The 17,080-nt window shown below is 63.0% G+C and carries 16 protein-coding genes; 13 read left to right on the plus strand and 3 right to left on the minus strand.

The genetic code is table 11. The features are described from left to right. Positions 1 to 80 precede the first annotated feature (80 nt). Positions 81 to 734: a thiamine phosphate synthase gene (locus tag EV286_RS22210; protein ID WP_132959334.1), complete on the plus strand. Its 654-nt coding sequence runs from the start codon at positions 81 to 83 to the stop codon at positions 732 to 734. A gap of 10 nt (positions 735 to 744) precedes the next feature. Beyond that, positions 745 to 1,866, plus strand: coding sequence for a tetratricopeptide repeat protein (locus tag EV286_RS22215; RefSeq protein ID WP_132959335.1), 1,122 nt, complete (start codon positions 745 to 747; stop codon positions 1,864 to 1,866). A 36-nt stretch (positions 1,867 to 1,902) separates the two neighbouring features. Here the strand turns inward: EV286_RS22215 and EV286_RS22220 are convergent, their stop codons facing one another. Next, complete coding sequence (locus tag EV286_RS22220) at positions 1,903 to 3,594, minus strand: chemotaxis protein (RefSeq protein WP_132959477.1); 1,692 nt, start codon at positions 3,592 to 3,594, stop codon at positions 1,903 to 1,905. A 404-nt stretch (positions 3,595 to 3,998) separates the two neighbouring features. Here EV286_RS22220 and EV286_RS22225 point away from each other — a divergent pair, with 404 nt between their 5' ends. The 9 genes from EV286_RS22225 to EV286_RS22265 all read left to right on the plus strand — a co-directional run bounded on the left by EV286_RS22225 (position 3,999) and on the right by EV286_RS22265 (position 13,449). Then, complete coding sequence (locus tag EV286_RS22225; protein ID WP_132959336.1) at positions 3,999 to 4,322, plus strand: hypothetical protein; 324 nt, start codon at positions 3,999 to 4,001, stop codon at positions 4,320 to 4,322. Positions 4,323 to 4,324: 2 nt separating this feature from the next. Then, a complete protein-coding gene (locus EV286_RS22230; RefSeq protein WP_132959337.1) occupies positions 4,325 to 4,693 on the plus strand; it encodes a response regulator in 369 nt (122 codons plus the stop codon). Then, on the plus strand, positions 4,690 to 6,747 hold the full coding sequence (locus EV286_RS22235; RefSeq protein WP_132959338.1) for a chemotaxis protein CheA: 2,058 nt from the start codon (positions 4,690 to 4,692) through the stop codon (positions 6,745 to 6,747). Before EV286_RS22230 ends, EV286_RS22235 begins: the two co-directional genes overlap by 4 nt. Beyond that, the gene (locus EV286_RS22240; RefSeq protein ID WP_132959339.1) at positions 6,744 to 7,247 is read left to right on the plus strand and encodes a chemotaxis protein CheW; all 504 of its coding nucleotides are present in this window, start codon (positions 6,744 to 6,746) and stop codon (positions 7,245 to 7,247) included. Before EV286_RS22235 ends, EV286_RS22240 begins: the two co-directional genes overlap by 4 nt. Before the next feature lie 36 nt (positions 7,248 to 7,283). Continuing rightward, entirely contained in the window at positions 7,284 to 8,981 is a 1,698-nt protein-coding gene (locus EV286_RS22245; RefSeq protein WP_132959340.1) for a methyl-accepting chemotaxis protein, read from the plus strand. Between the two features lie 210 nt (positions 8,982 to 9,191). Then, complete coding sequence (locus EV286_RS22250) at positions 9,192 to 10,997, plus strand: methyl-accepting chemotaxis protein (protein ID WP_132959341.1); 1,806 nt, start codon at positions 9,192 to 9,194, stop codon at positions 10,995 to 10,997. Between the two features lie 2 nt (positions 10,998 to 10,999). Next, on the plus strand, positions 11,000 to 11,482 hold the full coding sequence (locus tag EV286_RS22255) for a chemotaxis protein CheW (protein ID WP_132959342.1): 483 nt from the start codon (positions 11,000 to 11,002) through the stop codon (positions 11,480 to 11,482). 16 nt (positions 11,483 to 11,498) lie between these two features. Continuing rightward, the gene (locus EV286_RS22260; protein WP_132959343.1) at positions 11,499 to 12,347 is read left to right on the plus strand and encodes a protein-glutamate O-methyltransferase CheR; all 849 of its coding nucleotides are present in this window, start codon (positions 11,499 to 11,501) and stop codon (positions 12,345 to 12,347) included. A gap of 10 nt (positions 12,348 to 12,357) precedes the next feature. Further along, positions 12,358 to 13,449, plus strand: coding sequence for a chemotaxis response regulator protein-glutamate methylesterase (locus EV286_RS22265; RefSeq protein WP_132959344.1), 1,092 nt, complete (start codon positions 12,358 to 12,360; stop codon positions 13,447 to 13,449). Positions 13,450 to 13,458: 9 nt separating this feature from the next. Here the strand turns inward: EV286_RS22265 and EV286_RS22270 are convergent, their stop codons facing one another. Both EV286_RS22270 and EV286_RS22275 read right to left on the minus strand, forming a co-directional pair. Next, positions 13,459 to 14,199, minus strand: a complete 741-nt coding sequence (locus EV286_RS22270) for a 3-oxoacyl-ACP reductase family protein (RefSeq protein WP_132959345.1) — start codon at positions 14,197 to 14,199, stop codon at positions 13,459 to 13,461. Between the two features lie 75 nt (positions 14,200 to 14,274). After that, the gene (locus tag EV286_RS22275; protein ID WP_132959346.1) at positions 14,275 to 14,853 is read right to left on the minus strand and encodes a TetR/AcrR family transcriptional regulator; all 579 of its coding nucleotides are present in this window, start codon (positions 14,851 to 14,853) and stop codon (positions 14,275 to 14,277) included. 207 nt (positions 14,854 to 15,060) lie between these two features. Here EV286_RS22275 and EV286_RS22280 point away from each other — a divergent pair, with 207 nt between their 5' ends. Both EV286_RS22280 and EV286_RS22285 read left to right on the plus strand, forming a co-directional pair. After that, positions 15,061 to 15,861, plus strand: a complete 801-nt coding sequence (locus EV286_RS22280; protein ID WP_132959347.1) for an inositol monophosphatase family protein — start codon at positions 15,061 to 15,063, stop codon at positions 15,859 to 15,861. A 142-nt stretch (positions 15,862 to 16,003) separates the two neighbouring features. Next, positions 16,004 to 17,080: a MotA/TolQ/ExbB proton channel family protein gene (locus EV286_RS22285; RefSeq protein ID WP_132959348.1), complete on the plus strand. Its 1,077-nt coding sequence runs from the start codon at positions 16,004 to 16,006 to the stop codon at positions 17,078 to 17,080.

Below are 17,080 nucleotides of genomic sequence, written 5' to 3' on the forward strand. Positions count from 1 at the left end.
CCCTCTATCGGAATTACTCACACAAAACGAGCGCGGATTTTCCACAGGAAGGGATATCCGCCGAAAAGGAATATCCTGCGATGACCGAACCAGAAAACCGCTGCCGTCTCGTGCTGATCGCCCCTGATATCGCTGACGCGGAAGAGAGAAGCCAGATTGTCGGCGACGCGCTGAGGGGCGGGGACGTTGCCTCCGTGATCGTGCCGCGCTACGGGCTCGACGACACGATCTTCCAGAAGCACGCCGAACGTCTCGTGCCGGTCATCCAGGCCGCCGGGGCCGCGGCGCTGATTGCCGGCGACAGTCGCATCGCCGGCCGCGCCAAGGCCGACGGGCTGCATCTCGATGCGCCGGCAGCGGAGCTCGCCGAGGCGGTCGAGAAGTTTTCGCCGAAGCTCATCGTCGGTGGGGGAAATGCATCCGACCGGCACAACGCGCTGCAGATCGGCGAGGCGCGACCCGACTATGTTTTCTTCGGCAAGCTCGAAGGGGATATCAAGCCGGAGGCGCATCCGAAGAACCTGGCGCTCGGCGAATGGTGGGCCTCGATGATCGAGATCCCCTGCATCATCATGGGCGGCACAGATCCGGAATCGACACTGGCGATCGCCGAAACCGGCGCCGAATTTGCGGCACTTCGGCTTGCCGTCTTTGCGGAGCCGGCCGCGGCAGCCTCGGTGGTCGCACGCGTCAACGCGTTGCTTGACGAAAAAGCGCCACGGTTTGGGGATTGAAGTCCAATCTATGTCATCCGGTCGGTCACATCGCAGATATCGAAGGCTAACGCTCCTGGCGGTTGCGCTGGCGTGCCTGCCGCCTGTCGCGCAGGCGCAGGAGAGCGTCGTCACGCGTCCGGCGGAGACTGCTCCCTCCTCGTTCAAGGCTGAAAGACCGAAAGACGCCACAGGCGAGGGCGCTGCAAAACCCGACCCCGCGGCACCTGCCGGGGAAAACCCGAAGCCGTCGGAGGGCGTCGGCGTCTTTGACCGAATGGGCGCGAGCCTGCCCGATCTCCCGCCCGAGAAGGACTACAAGGGACAGGTCGACGAGGCCTACGGCGCCTTTCAGCGCGGCTATTACCTTACCGCCATGGACAAGGCGTTGCCCCGGGCCCAGCTCGGCGATCCGGCCGCGCAGACCCTCGTCGCAGAGCTGATGTCCGAAGGGCTCGGCGTGAAGCGCGACACCAAGGATGCGGCCTTCTGGTACGGCAAGGCAGCTGAAGGTGGCGATCCCACCGCGATGTTCAAATACGCAGTCATCCTGATGGAAGGGAAGGATGTGCAGCGGGACCGGGCGAAGGCCGACGCATTCATGCACAAGGCCGCCGACGCCGGTCAGGCCTCGGCGCAGTTCAACTGGGCCCAGACCCTGACCGCCGACAATCCCGGCAAGAAGGGGCTCGAACTCGCCTTGCCATATTTCGAAAAGTCGGCCGAACAGGGGATCGCCGACGCGCAATATGCGGTCGCCCAGCTCTACATCAGTCTCGATGTCCCGCCGCAGAAGAAGAACCTCGCACGTGAATGGCTGGCTAGGGCCGCGCACGCCGGCTATGACACGGCGGAAGTCGACATGGGCGTGTGGCTCATCAATGGCGTCGGCGGCAAGCCGGACTACAAGAAGGGCTTCGAGTGGCTGCAGTTCGCCGCCAATCGCGGCAATATCGTCGCGCAGAACAAGCTCGCCCATCTTTACATCAACGCCATCGGCACCGGGCCTGACCCCGTCGAGGCGGCGAAATGGTACGTGCTCTCGCGGCGCGCCGGCCTTGCCGATCCCGCGCTCGAGGACTTCTACCTTGGCATCAACGACGATCAGCAGAAGGCGGCCATCGATGCCGCCAACAAGTTCAGGCGCAAATAGGCGACAGGACCGCTTTCTTGCAGCTGTCGACCCGGTCTAGAACAGCGCGTCGGCGAAGAGATCCTCGTCGTCGTTCGCCTTGGGCGTTTCGACCGGTGCCGAAGCCACGGCTTCGCCTGCTGGGAGAATGCTCCGATGGACAGTCCGCTCCTGCATCATCGTGTAGAGCTTGAAGACCTTCTGGTCGAGCGGCGCGACTGCTTCCGCGAGATCCGAGATGTCGGCCATCTCCGCTCCGGCCATGTCGTTCAGGTAGTCGGCGCAGTGGGTCAGTACCTCGCCGAGATCGTGCTGGAAGTCGAGCTTTGCAATCGAAAGGCCGATCTTGCCGGCAACTTCCCGGCCGTGCTCGGAAAGCACCGCCAGTTCCTTTTCCATGGTCTCGGCCGCCGAGCGGATGCTGTCGACCGTGTCGGTCAGGCGGCTGTCGAGGCTGTCGCCGGCGGCCTGTTGTGTCGGGGCTATACGGCCGGCGGCCTGTTCCAGGCCGGTAAGACCGTTGACGATCTCGTCGGCCGATTCATCGAGCTTCGCCGCGAATATTCGTAACTCAGCGGTTACGACATTGATGGAGCGACCTTCCTCGCCCATGCGGCTGCAACGCAGGTTGGTGTTCAGCGCCATGTAGTGGATGTCGGTCTTGACTGCACGGATGATCTCGATGCTCCGCAGGAGTTTCGCGGCCGTTCCGAGCGTCGACTGGCTGATCCTGTCCGCCTCGCGGCTTACGCTCTCCACCTGCCGGACGATGCCTTGTGCGGCCGAGATGCTCTCTTCCAGCGCCCGCATGGAGTTGTCGCCGCTGCCGTCAGGGCCCTGCATGGCGTCGCGCAGATCCAGGATCTGCTGGGTGTCGCCGCCGAAACTCGAAATCGTCTGCACGACATTGCCGGACTCGCGCTGGAAGTCGCTGCAGATCTCGTTCATCTGCGCTGCTGCCAGATGATGGAAGACGTTCTGGATACGCGCATGCGATCGGGCGTCCATCTCCCGGTTTTCGTCGGCCATCCCGAATTCATCGAGGAGCGAAAGGGTCGCCTGCACGTGCTCGATGCGCTGGCGGGTAATGTCGCCGATCTGCAGCGCAGAAAGCGTGGTTGCGACCTTGGACTGTACGCCGCGCGCAATCGCACGGACCTGGGCAGCGATTTCGGCAAGCCCCTTTCGGTGCGCCATGATCTTCTGCGCGTCGTCCTGGAGTGCACGCGCCACCTGCGGCACGGTTGCGGCATATTCCTGGGAAACGCCTGCACCGAAAGTCGAGGCCACCTTGACGCTCTTTTCAAGCTCGTTGAGCTCATCGGCGAAGCTGTTAACCTCGGCGGTTCCGGAATGGATGCGCTCGAGGATCTCCTCGGCGAACCCGGCGAATTCAGCGATGCCGGCGCCGGTGATCTTGACGGTGACGGCAAAGGTCCGCAGGTAGCGCATCGTCTCCTGCATGTCGCTGACATGGACGCGCAGCTTCGCGCCGGCCCCGGCAAGCGCGCTCAGATTGTCGAGCCGCTCATCTTGCTGGGCGGGCAACTCCGTTAGGGCTTGGACCGTCGTGCGCAGCTCCGCCCCGGCATCACCCTTGCCTTCGTGGTCGAGGGCCTTGGTGAGCTGGTCGAGGGAGTTCAGCAGTCGGTTCAGTACCTCCATGACGGAGAGAAGCACCGCGCCGCCGTCGAGAAAGCGCTTCTCGATCGTGGCGCGAGCCGATTCCAGGGTCGCGCTGATTTCCATCCCGTGTGCCTGCGGATAGGCATGTGCCAAAGCTGTCCCGTTTTTCACGCTGTTACCTTTTTTACTTGGCGATGGGCCTGTTTGACTCTGACCCTAAACGGTCCAAGCAAACGTCCGGTAAACTTGCGGGACTCGCAGGCGTTGTAGCGTCTACTTTAGCGAGCAGAGTTAACCAAAGCTCTACAGTGGTTTGGCCGGCAATGCCTGGTGACGCTTACATTATTGAAAAAACGATATTTTCCTGACTTCTCTCTTCGCCGCCTGTGATTTCTTCCGGATGAAAAATGGGAGTCTCCGGACTCGCGAAAATTGCGCCTTCATGCAACTTCCATTTACGGCCTGTTAATGCTGCCATGAGATTCCATGGGTTATCTACAAGTAATTCGCCGTTCCAGGGGGCTGTGTTGGAAGCGAATAAAGTTTATCACACCGTCATATCTTTTCCCGTATCGCTGAATATTAGAAACTCCTCAGATTTACATCTAAGTATTACTGAGAAATTTCGAGACAATATTTCCGTCGTATTCGAGATACCTGCAGATGCGGAAGCAGACCTGAGCTTCGTCCAGCTCGTCGAATCCGCGCGTATCCATGCCAAGGCTTCGGGAAAATCGCTCCGTCTCGCCTCTCCGGCTACAGGCTCCGTGCTCAAGGTTCTGGAGCGTGGTGGCTTCGTCGAAGCGATGTCGGCAGAAGACGCCCAGTTCTGGCTCCATCGAGAGGTTTAGCAATGAGCACGAGAATTCTGACTGTCGACGATTCCGCAAGCATCCGCCTGACGACCAATGTGGCGCTTTCGAACGCCGGCTATGAGGTCACGGAAGCCGTCAACGGTGCGGAAGGCCTGGACAAGGCAAAGTCCGGCCACTTCGACCTGATCGTCACCGACCTCAACATGCCGATCATGGACGGTCTGACGATGATCGAGGAACTGCGCAAGTCGCCGGCCCACATGGGCGTGCCGATCATCTTCCTCACCACCGAATCCGACAACGACCTCAAGGCACGCGCCAAGGCCGCCGGCGCTACCGGCTGGCTCACGAAGCCGTTCGATCCCGAAAATCTCGTCAAGATCGCCAGAAAGGTGCTCGGCCGATGAGCTCGCCGGATCCTGTTGCAGTCTTCCGCATCGAAGCCGCCGAATGCCTGGAACAGATCGAGGCCGGCCTTCTCGACATGACGCATCGCCTTGACGACAAGGATCTGATCGACGCGGTCTTCCGCGGCCTTCATACGTTGAAGGGTTCGGGCGCGATGTTCGGCTTCGATGCGCTCGCCGCCTTCACCCATCATTGCGAGACGGCATTCGACCGCGTTCGCAAGGGCGAGGTGCCGGCCACGAGCGAGCTGGTCGCGGCAGTCCTTGCAGCGCAGGATCACATGCGCGCGCTCGTCGACGATCCGGACGGCGATCATGGGGCAACGGGCCAACGCCTGCTGGCACAATTGCAGAGCGCCGTCGGCGGCAGGCGCGAGGTTGCACCGGCCGCGGCAGTCGCAGCACCGGCTGCTGTACCGCAATCGACAGCCGCCAGAACCTGGCGAGTGCGCTTCAGCCTCCCCGAAAACGCGATGGCAAACGGCACCAATCCGCTCGGCCTGCTCGATGAGCTGCGTGAACTCGGCGAATGCTCGATCATCGTGAACAAGGCGACGCTTCCGTCACTCGAAAACCTTGTGCCGACCGAGCTCTATCTTTCCTGGAATGTGACGCTCACCACCGAGCAGCCGCGTTCGGCAATCGACGACGTTTTCATCTTCGTCATGGACGACATGCAGTTGGACGTGGAGGAGATCACAGATACTGCGGCTCCTGCCAAGATGGCGGCGGTGCCGGCCATGCCCGCCGTCGAAAAGGCGCCGGAAGCAGTCCCGGTCTTCGTGCCGCCAGTCGTTGCGGCTGCGACGGCATCGGTCGAGCCTGCGCCCGCACGGCGCGAGACGGCTCCCGCGGTGGCCGATAGCCGGCAGGCCAAGGCGACCGAAAACGTGCGTGTTCCCGCCGAGCGTCTCGACGAGCTCATGGATCGCGTCGGCGAACTCGTCATCGCCCAGTCGCGTCTCAGCCGGCTTGCAAGCGCAAGCGCCGACATCTCGCTCCGCTCCGTTTCCGAGGAGATCGAGCGCCTTTCAGGCGAACTGCGCGACACGATGATGGTGCTGCGCATGGTGCCGGTCGCAACCTTGTTCGGTCGCTTCCGCCGGCTCGTCCATGATCTTGCCCGGGAGACCGGAAAGGTCATCGAGCTGGTGACGGAGGGCGAAAGCACCGAGGTCGACAAGACCGTCATCGAGCGTCTTGCCGATCCGCTCGTCCATCTTGTCCGCAATTCGATCGACCATGGCCTTGAAAAGCCCGAGGAACGCGTGGAGGCCGGCAAGGTCGAAGCGGGAACGGTAACGCTCTCGGCACGGCAGGCCGGCGGCGAGGTCATCATCTCGATCAAGGACGACGGCCGCGGCATCAACCGGGAGCGCGTGCGCGCCAAGGCGGAATCCTCCGGGCTCATCCAGCCGGGGCAGGCGCTCTCCGATGCCGAGCTGCTCCAGCTCATCTTCGCACCGGGCTTCTCGACCGCAGCACAGATCACCAATCTTTCCGGCCGAGGTGTCGGCATGGACGTGGTCAAGAAGACGGTCGAGGCGCTTCGCGGCGCGATCGATATCGAGAGCCGGCCGGGGGAGGGCTCCGAGGTTTCGCTGCGCATCCCGCTGACGCTCGCCATCATCGACGGCCTCCTCGTGCGCGTCGGCACCGGCAGCTATGTCATTCCGCTCTCTGCGGTCGAGGAATGCCTCGAACTGTCGCTGGAGGAGGACCTGCGCTCGCGCGGTCGGAGCTTCATCTCGCTGCGCGACAGCCTCGTGCCGTTCTTGCGGCTGAGGGAGGTCTTCCGCACCGGCACCCGGCCGGACGTCTACCAGAAGGTCGTCGTGGTCTCCACCGGCACGGAGCGCGTCGGTCTCGTGGTCGACCAGATCATCGGCGACCACCAGACGGTCATCAAGTCCATGTCCAAGCTCCACCAGGACGTCACCCATTTTTCGGGCGCCACGATCCTCGGCGACGGCAGCGTCGCCCTTATCCTCGATGTCGCGCATCTGGTGGCAGCCGGCCAGCAACAGGAGGCGCAATTGCGCGCAGCGGGATGAACACAGCGGCCGAAAACTTCGCCACCCACTGGAATGTAGCCGAAGAGATCGAGGTCCTGACGTTCAATCTGAACGGAGAGACCTTCGCGCTCGAAGCGTCCTCAGTCCAGGAGATCCTGGACCTGCTGCCGGAAACGATTGTGCCGGGCAGCCAGGCCTTCGTCGGCAGCGTCATCAATTTCCGCGGCAAGGTCATTCCCCTTGCCGATCTTCGCCTCGCGTTCGGCATGGAGGCCGTCGAGGCGACGATCGACAGCCGCATCATCGTGATCGAACTCGATCTCCAGGGCGAGCCGACGCTGGTCGGTTTGCGCACCGACAAGGTGAATGAAGTCACCACGCTTGCAAAAAGCGCAAGCGAAGCACCGCCGAGCGTAGGGATGCGCTGGCGGCCCGACTACATCAACTGCCTGGTCAAGCGTGGGGGCGAGTTCATCATCCTCCCGAATCTTCAGGCGATCTTTTCGTCACGGCACGATGCGGCGGGGACCGCGCACTAAGTGCCAACCGGCCGACCGGCCATGAGGGGCAAGAATATGCGTCTAACCATCAAAACCAAACTGGTGTCGGCATTTGCCCTCATCATCCTTATGCTCGTGGGAACAGCGGGCTATGCTGTCATGAGCCTCAGCTCGCTGAACGATACGATCGGCAGTGTGCTGACTGGTCCGGCTGCACGGCTTGAACTCACGCAGCAGATCAACATCGATCAGCTCGAAATCATCCGCCAGCAGAAGAACCTGCTGACCGCCCGGAATGCCGATGACATCAAGTCTGCAACCGAGAAGGGCGATGCCGCCCGCCAGGACCTCGAGAACTCGCTCGTCTCGGTCGAGAAGATTGCGACCGAGGAAGGCCGGTCGAGCTGGCTGCAGATCCGCGACGCACAGAAGCGTTTCATCGCGGCGGATGACCATATCCGCGAACTCCTGAAGTCGGGCAACAGCGAGGGCGCCAATACCGTTTCGGTGACCGACGCTCGTCAGGCAGCCAACGATCTCGACGACCAGCTGGACGACATCCTCGTGCTTGAAAAGCAGCGCATGAGCGATGCCGATGCCAGCGCCGAACAGCAATATGCGACGACCCGCACCATGATGGTCGGTGTTGCCGGTGTTGCGCTGCTCATCGCCGCTCTGACCGCCTTCTGGATCTCCAGCACGATCAGCAAGGGCCTCGCACGCGCCAACACCGTGGTTCGGGAAGTCGCCGAGGGTGACCTTACCAAGACGGCCGAGATCACCAACCGCGACGAAATCGGTGAGCTTCTTGGCAACGTCAATGTCATGATCGAACGCCTTCGCGGTGTCGTTGGCGATGCCTTGATGGCGGCCGACAACGTCTCGTCGGGCAGCCAGGAACTGTCGGCGAGCTCGGAGCAGGTGTCGCAGGGCGCGACCGAGCAGGCCGCATCCGCCGAAGAGGCCTCCGCCTCGATGGAGCAGATGGCCGCCAACATCAAGCAGAACGCCGACAATGCCGCCCAGACGGAGAAGATCGCCCGCCAGTCCGCCAAGGACGCGGAAGCCTCGGGCGATGCGGTCTCGCGCGCCGTCAACGCCATGCGCACGATTGCCGAGAAGATCGGCATCGTCCAGGAGATCGCCCGCCAGACGGACCTCCTGGCACTCAATGCCGCGGTCGAAGCGGCGCGCGCCGGCGAGCACGGCAAGGGCTTTGCGGTGGTCGCCTCGGAAGTGCGCAAGCTTGCCGAGCGCAGCCAGTCGGCCGCAGCCGAGATCGGCGCCATGTCGGGCGATACGGTCAAGGCTGCACAGGAAGCCGGCGAGATGCTGGGCCGGCTGGTGCCGGACATCCGCAAGACCGCCGAGCTCGTCTCCGAGATCAGTGCCGCCTGCCGCGAGCAGGATATCGGTGCCGCCCAGATCAACGAGGCGATCCAGCAGCTCGACAAGGTGACGCAGCAGAATGCCGGCGCCTCCGAGGAGATGTCGGCGACCTCAGAGGAGCTTGCCGCACAGGCCGAGGAACTCCAGGCATCCATCGCATTCTTCAAGGTGGATACCGGCAATCGTCGCCAGGTCGCCGCCAAGAAGGTATCGGTCAAGGCTTCGACGAAGGTCGTGGCGCCTGCCGTGGCCCGCAAGCCCGCACCCGCTGCTCAGGCGAACAACAGCATTGCCGCGCAGCAGGCTCGCGCCAAGGGCTTCGCCCTCGACCTCTCGATGGGTGGTCCGGACGCCGGCGATGAGGATTTCCGGGAAAGCGCCTGAGCGGTTTTCCGATCGACAACGCCCAGGCCGGTTTCCGGCCCGGGCATCACCAGCGCATGCAGGGCTGGCTTTTATGCGGTCTGAAGGGCCGTGTGCAGGGAAGACGGATGATCTCGTCCTGCCCTTTTTGCACCCTGATGCGATGACGCCCCGGTCCAGGGACGCCTCCCATGTTGTCCGGATTGCTCAATCTCCGAAGGAGATGGTGATATGCGTTTTACTATCAAACTTAAGCTCAGCCTCGTTTTCAGCCTCATTGTCGCGCTGAGCTGCGCGATGGCGGGCCTGTCGATCTACGATCTGTCGTCGCTCAACGACGAGATCTCCCTCATGGTTACGGGACCCGTCGCGAACCTGCGGAACACCAGTGAATTGTCCGACGCCGTGCTGCGCTCGATCGAGGCCGAGAAGGACGCGATCATCTCCACGGACGCCTCGCGCAAGTCGCATTACTTCGAAGCGGTCGCCGAAGAGCGCACCGCCATCAAGTCGCTGCAGGCCGAGCTCGGCAATGTCTCCGACACCGAGTTTGCCGCCAAGATGGCAAGCTTCTCCGACCTCTACGAGCAGTGGGTGCCCGAGCAGGACGAGATCCTCTCCCTTGCCCGGCAGAACATGCCGGAGGCAAGCGCGCGGGCAGGCGTCCTTTCGATGGAGGGCCAGCAGCTCGTCACGCGCATGCTGTCGACGCTCAAGGAGCTCAACGAGATCATCGCGGCCGACGTCGCAAAGACCGATGCCGCGGCCGACGAGCAATATGCCCATTCGCGCAACGTGCTGGTGATCATCGCCGCCTCGGTTGCCGTGCTCTCCGCCGCCTTCGCCGTCTGGGTGCTTCTCTATATCTCGCGTTCGCTGGCCCGCTCCGTCAACCTCGCCAATGCCGTCAGCCTTGGCGACCTCGGCCAGGAGATCGTGCACAAGGGCGACGACGAAATCGGCGATCTCGTCAAGGCGATGCAGCGCATGATGGAGAACCTTCGCGCGACCGCGGATATGGGCAACCAGATCGCCAACGGTGACCTCACGGTGAAGCCGAAGCCGCTTTCGGACAAGGACACGCTGGGCCTGGCGCTGGAGCGCATGGTGGAACGTCTTCGCGGTGTCGTTGGCGATGCCTTGATGGCGGCCGACAACGTCTCGTCGGGGAGCCAGGAACTGTCGGCGAGCTCGGAGCAGGTGTCGCAGGGCGCGACCGAGCAGGCCGCATCGGCCGAAGAGGCCTCGGCCTCGATGGAGCAGATGGCCGCCAACATCAAGCAGAACGCCGACAATGCCGCCCAGACGGAAAAGATCGCCCGCCAGTCCGCCAAGGATGCGGAAGCCTCGGGCGATGCGGTCTCGCGCGCCGTCAACGCCATGCGCACGATTGCCGAGAAGATCGGCATCGTCCAGGAGATCGCCCGCCAGACGGACCTCCTGGCACTCAATGCCGCGGTCGAAGCGGCGCGCGCCGGCGAGCACGGCAAGGGCTTTGCGGTGGTCGCCTCGGAAGTGCGCAAGCTTGCCGAGCGCAGCCAGTCGGCCGCAGCCGAGATCGGCGCCATGTCGGGCGATACGGTCAAGGCTGCACAGGAAGCCGGCGAGATGCTGGGCCGGCTGGTGCCGGACATCCGCAAGACCGCCGAGCTCGTCTCCGAGATCAGTGCCGCCTGCCGCGAGCAGGATATCGGTGCCGCCCAGATCAACGAGGCGATCCAGCAGCTCGACAAGGTGACGCAGCAGAATGCCGGCGCCTCCGAGGAGATGTCGGCGACCTCAGAGGAGCTTGCCGCACAGGCCGAGGAACTCCAGGCATCCATCGCATTCTTCAAGGTGGAGATGGCGTCACGGCGCGCAGGCCGCACCCCGGCAAAGCCCGCGGCCCGCGGACCGGCTGCGACGGATCGCAAACAGGAGACGAAGGCGCCGCAGCATGCCGTCGCCGCGCAGCAGTCAAGGGTTCGAGGTTTTGCCCTCGATCTCTCGATGGGTGGTCCCGATGACGGAGACATCGACTTCAAGGAAAGCGCTTGATCATGGCGGCAATCTCCCACGAATCCCAGTTCGTCACCTTCAGCCTGGGCGAAGAGATCTTTGCGGTGTCGGTCGAGGTGGTCCGGGAAATCCTGGATTATGCCGAGGCCTTCAAGATCCCGAACGGCCCCGATTACCTTCTCGGCCTCCGCAATGTTCGCGGCCAGGGTGTTCCCACGATCGACCTGCGGCTGAAGCTCGGTCTTTCAAAGACCGTTCCCACGCCGCATACGCGGGTGCTTGTGCTCGACATTCCGATGGAGAACCGCGTGCTCACGCTTGGCCTCGTCGCGGACCGCGTCTTCGAGGTCACGCCGTTCCGCCACGACCAGATCGAGGCCGCGCCGGACATCGGGGTGCGGTGGCGTTCGGACTATATAGCCGGCGTCGTCCGGCGCGAGGATGGCTTCGTGGTGATCGTCGATCTCGCGCGGCTGCTTTCGCGCGAGGATGCGTCGATGTTGCAATCGCCGGCGGCGGCATGATCCGGGACGTGCGCTCATGAGTTTGCAGGAGAGCCAGTCTCTCAACGACCGCATCAGCAAGCGTAATTTCGATCGCCTTGCAGCCTTCATCTATGACTACAGCGGCATCAAGATGCCGCCGACCAAGCTCACCATGCTCGAAGGGCGCCTGCGCAGGCGCCTGCGGGCGACCAGCATTCCCTCCTTCGATGCCTACTGCAACTTCCTGTTCAACGAGGATGGGCTGGAACAGGAGGTCGTGCACCTGATCGATGCGGTCACCACGAACAAGACCGACTTCTTCCGGGAGGCCAAGCACTTCGACTTCATGCGCGAGACGGCACTTCCCCATCTCGTCGAGACCGGCCACCGCAGGCTAAGGGCGTGGAGTGCCGCCTGCTCGACGGGAGCCGAGCCCTACACGATGGCGATGGTGCTGGAGGAATTCGTAGAGGAGCGGAGTGACGTCCAGTATTCGATCCTCGCCACGGACCTAAGCACCGACGTCCTGCAGGCGGCCCGGCGCGGCATCTACGCAGACGATCTCGTGGCCCCTGTCCCGGTGGATCTCAGGCACAAATATGTCATGGCGGCCAAACAGCACGGACGGCGAGACGTGCGCATATCGCCGCGCCTGCGATCCAGGATCGGCTTTGCGAGGCTGAACCTCATGGACGACCGATATCCCGTCGGTGATGCCATGCACCTTATCTTCTGCCGCAACGTGCTCATCTATTTCGACAAGCCCACGCAGGCGAATGTGCTGTCGCGGCTGTGCGATTGCCTGCTGCCGGGCGGCTTCATCTTCATCGGGCATTCGGAATCGATCACCGGCTTCGACCTGCCGCTGAAGCAGGTTTCCAACACAGTCTTCCGACGCGTCTGAGGGGTAGGCCATGGCAAAGAAAATCCGCGTCCTCATCATCGACGACTCGGCGAGCGTCCGCCAGACCCTGGCGGCGGTACTCGAGGCCGATCCGGAGATCGAGGTGATGGGTGCCGCCTCCGATCCCTTCATGGCGGCGCGCAAGATCCAGGAGGAGGTTCCGGATGTCATCACGCTCGATGTCGAGATGCCGCGCATGGATGGCATCACCTTCCTGCGCAAGCTCATGCTGCAGCGGCCGATCCCCGTCGTCATGTGCTCGTCGCTGACCGAGGCCGGTTCCGAGACCCTGCTGCAGGCGCTCGAAGCCGGCGCGGTCGACGTCATCCTCAAGGCCAAGATCGGCGCCGCCGACAGTCTTGCGGACGACGCGATCCGGATTCGCGAGGTCGTCAAGAGCGCCTCGCATGCGCGGCTGCCAAGCGTGCGGCGCTCCGAGGCACGGTCGGCCTCGGCAGCGGGTCCCGCAAAGAAGCTGACGGCGGACGCAATGCTACCGCCGCCCAGCGGCCGCGCCATGGCGAAGACGACCGAGATGGTCGTCTGCGTCGGCGCATCGACCGGTGGCACGGAAGCCCTCCGCGAGATGCTCGAGGCCCTGCCTGCCAATGCGCCCGGCATGGTCATCGTGCAGCACATGCCGGAGAAGTTCACCGCCGCCTTCGCCAAGCGTCTGAACGGGCTTTGCGAGGTAGAGGTCAAGGAGGCCGCGGACGGCGATCCGGTGCTGCGCGGGCATGTCCTGATCGCTCCAGGCGACAGGCACATGCTGCTCGAGAGGCAGGGTGCGCGGTATCACGTCTCGGTAAAGACAGGTCCGCTCGTGTCGCGCCACCGCCCGTCCGTCGATGTGCTCTTCCGTTCGGCCGCGCGCGCGGCCGGCGCCAATGCGATGGGCGTCATCATGACCGGAATGGGAGACGACGGCGCACGCGGCATGCTGGAAATGAAGCAGGCCGGCGCCTATACGGTCGCACAGGACGAGGCGAGCTCGATCGTCTTCGGCATGCCGAAAGAGGCAATCGCACGCGGCGGCGTCGAGCGAATTCTTCCGCTCGACCAGATCGCGCGCGAGGTCCTCCTCATGCAGGCAAGGTCTTGAGATTCTCGGCTATGCCAGGTAGCCGCCGTCGATTGTCAGGCTGGCGCCGGTAACGAAACTCGCCTCGGGGCTCGCGAGATATGCGGCGAGGCCTGCGATTTCGCTGTCGGTACCCAGGCGGCCGACCGGCAACAGCGTTTTGAGGAAATCTTGCTTTTCCTGGCCGGCATTCATATCCGTCGCGGTCGGGCCCGGCTGGATGTTGTTGACGGTGATGCCGCGCGGACCGAGGTCACGCGCAAGTCCGCGGGTCATGGCGGCGACCGCACCTTTCGTCATGCTGTAGACCGAAGCGGTCGGGAAGCCGGCGCGGTCGCCGGTGACGCTGCCGATCGTGATGATGCGGCCGCCGTCGCCCATGTGGCGAACAGCCGACTGGGCTGCGACAAAAGCCGCCCGGACATTGACCGCGAACATCCGGTCGAAATCCTCGATCGGAAACTCCGCCACATCCCCGTATATCTGTATTCCGGCATTGTTGACGAGGATGTCGAGCCGACCGAAGGCGGCGATGGTCTCTGCGACCGCCTGCTGCACTTCCGAAACGTTGCCGCTGTCGGCCCTGATCGCAAGCGCCCGGCCGCCTGCCGCTTTTATTTCGGCCGTGATCTCCTCTGCCTTCTGAGCAGAGGCCGAATAAGTGAAGGCGACTGCGGCACCCTCGGCACTGAAGCGGCGCACGATCGCGGCACCGATGCCGCGGGAGCCACCGGTCACTAGCGCGACCTTGCCGGAAAGACGTTCAGACATGGGGAATTCCTTCTTTGTTTTTGGATCGATTAGTCTAGAATTGTGCAAGCGAAAGCCGCATTCGAATGGTTGTCTTCAGCGAAGGCTGCGGATTGCCATTCGGGCGATGCCGCGAAGGGTTTCATGGGGCGTGCCGCCGCGCGCGCTCACCTTCATCCCTGAGAGGCTGGAGCCCAGGAATTGGACCGCCTCGGCAATATCGACGTCTGCGCCGATGTCGCCGCTTTTCCTGCCTGCTTCGAGGATCGACTCGAGTGCAGAGGCAAGTATGCGCCCGGCTTTGTCCGTCAGCCCGGCGACCTCGCCGTCGGCGCGGCCGAACTCGCAGACCGCACTGACCCCGAGGCAGCCCTTACCGGCTGCCGTTTCGGGCCGGTCGGCAAAGGCAAGCAAGGTTTCCTCGAGCGCCTTCAGCGGCGGCGCAGCCCGCTTCAGGTCGGCAACCAGCCGAGAGACGCTTTCCGTGTTGTAACGGTCGAGTGCCGCCAGATAGAGGCTGCGCTTGTCGCCGAACGTGTCGTACATGCTCTGCCGGCTGATCTTCATGGCCGAGAGCAGTTGCTCTGTCGACGTGCCTTCGTAGCCATGTTCGCAGAACAGCTCGATGGCTGCCTGCAACGCGGTATCGCGGTCGAATTCCTTTGGTCTTGCCATGGCCACCCATATACATATTCCGGACTAATCTGTCCAGAATAATTTTCAGGCATGCGCTCCTGCAAAGCAGCCATGTCGTGTTACGCTTGAAATTTCCGCGATTTTGTGGTCTTGAGGCCGCCAATCCAAAGAGCGCTGCCCTTTGAGGCGTTCAGGGACGCATTTAGCCCTGAGAGCGCATCGCGACTTACCCAAGGAAACCGCCACATGGCCCGTTCTGCCCTTCTCAACGTCATGGTTCAGGCTGCCCTCAAGGCAGGCAAGTCGCTTTCGCGCGATTTCGGGGAAGTCCAGAACCTGCAGGTTTCGGTCAAGGGACCTGGCGATTTCGTCTCGCAGGCCGATCGCAAGGCCGAGAAGATCGTCAAGGATGAGCTTTTGAAGGCCCGCCCGACCTATGGCTTTCTCGGCGAGGAGAGCGAAGAGATCAAGGGAACCGACGGTGCGCACCGCTGGATCGTCGATCCGCTCGACGGCACGACCAACTTCCTGCACGGGATTCCGCAGTTTGCCGTTTCGATCGCATTGGAGCGCAACGGCGAGATTGTCGCCGCCGTCATCTTCAATCCCGCGACGGACGAACTCTACACGGCGGAGCGGGGTGGCGGCGCCTTCCTGAACGATCGCCGCCTGCGCGTTGCCTCGCGAAAGGTGCTCTCGGATTCGGTCATCGGCTGTGGCGTGCCTCATCTCGGCCGCGGCAATCACGGCAAGTTCCTCGTGGAGCTGCGCCATGTCATGGGCGAGGTCGCCGGCATCCGCCGCATGGGCGCCGCAGCGCTCGACCTTGCCTATGTGGCCGCAGGCCGCTTCGACGGTTTCTGGGAAACGGCGCTCTCCGCATGGGATATCGCTGCCGGCATCCTCCTCATCCGCGAGGCTGGCGGCTTCGTTACCGATTGGGACGGTGGCACCGCCATGCTTGACACTGGTGCCGTCGTTGCCGGCAACGAACATATCCACAAGGCGCTGCTGGAGACGGTAAAGCGGCCAGTGCCGGGGAAGTAAGCCGGTCGCGTGTCTTCGCTCAAGCGGGCCGCGTTCTGAAACTCTCTGTTGTAAAGCCACGGTTTTGTGCCGCGGCGTACTTCAATTCGGCACAATGTTGATCTAGTCTCCGCCTGCAACGGATCCGGAGGGTGAGGAGCCTATGGAAAATGTGAAGCTGGCGGATCTGGGATCGACAGACGGTTCGCCTGGCAATTACGACTACAAGCTTTCCAGTCCGATGGCGTTCCTCTGGACGATGATTATCTTCCTGATCATCGTCGCCTTCATTGCCGCCATTCTGTTTCGGCAGGCCGAACAGGCCTTCATGCACAATCCTGGCCTCAACGGCCTCATCCTCGGCGTTCTCGGCGTCGGCATCATCCTTGTTTTCAATCATGTGCTGGCTCTTCGCCCCGAGGTGCGCTGGTTCAATTCCTTCCGCGCCGTGGGCAGCGCCGAGAAGGTCGGCCGCGATCCCCGGCTGCTTGCACCGATGCGTGCACTCCTCGGCAGCCGCCGCTCGAAGGCGCTTTCGACCACTGCGCTGCGTTCGATCCTTGATTCGATTGCGACCCGCCTTGACGAATCCCGTGACACTTCGCGCTATCTGATCGGCCTGCTCGTTTTCCTCGGCCTGCTCGGCACCTTCTGGGGCCTGATCGGAACGATCGGCTCCATCAATGCCGTCATCCAGTCGCTCGATGTCAGTTCAGGCAACAGCGCGGACGTGCTCGGGGCCCTCAAGGAAGGTCTTTCCGGGCCGCTTGCCGGCATGGGCACGGCGTTCTCGTCTTCGCTGCTCGGCCTTTCCGGGTCGCTGATCCTCGGCTTCCTGGACCTGCAGGCCGGCCGTGCGCAGAACCGCTTCTATACCGAGCTCGAGAACTGGCTTTCTTCCGTGACGGACGTGGGATCCGAGGTTGCTTCGCCGATCGAGGCGGTCAACGGGGCTTCTTCCGAGGATATGCGTACACTCAGCGACTATCTGCGCAGGGCGACGGAAGACGGCAGCAGCCAGCGCTCTGTCGCGGCCATGGCGAGCCTTGCCGAAGGCATCCAGGGACTTGTCAAGAACATGCGCAACGAGCAGCAGATGCTGCGCGACTGGATCGAGGCCCAGCAGGACGAAGCAAAGGCCATGCGTCGCACGCTTGATCGGCTCAGCGAGAGGATCGGCGGGCACGAGCGCGGAAACGCGCATGAGAAGGCGGGCAGTGACAGAGGCGGGGACATGTAG

The sequence above is a fragment of the Rhizobium sp. BK251 genome (assembly GCF_004345245.1).
In the GTDB taxonomy this organism is placed as follows: domain Bacteria; phylum Pseudomonadota; class Alphaproteobacteria; order Rhizobiales; family Rhizobiaceae; genus Rhizobium.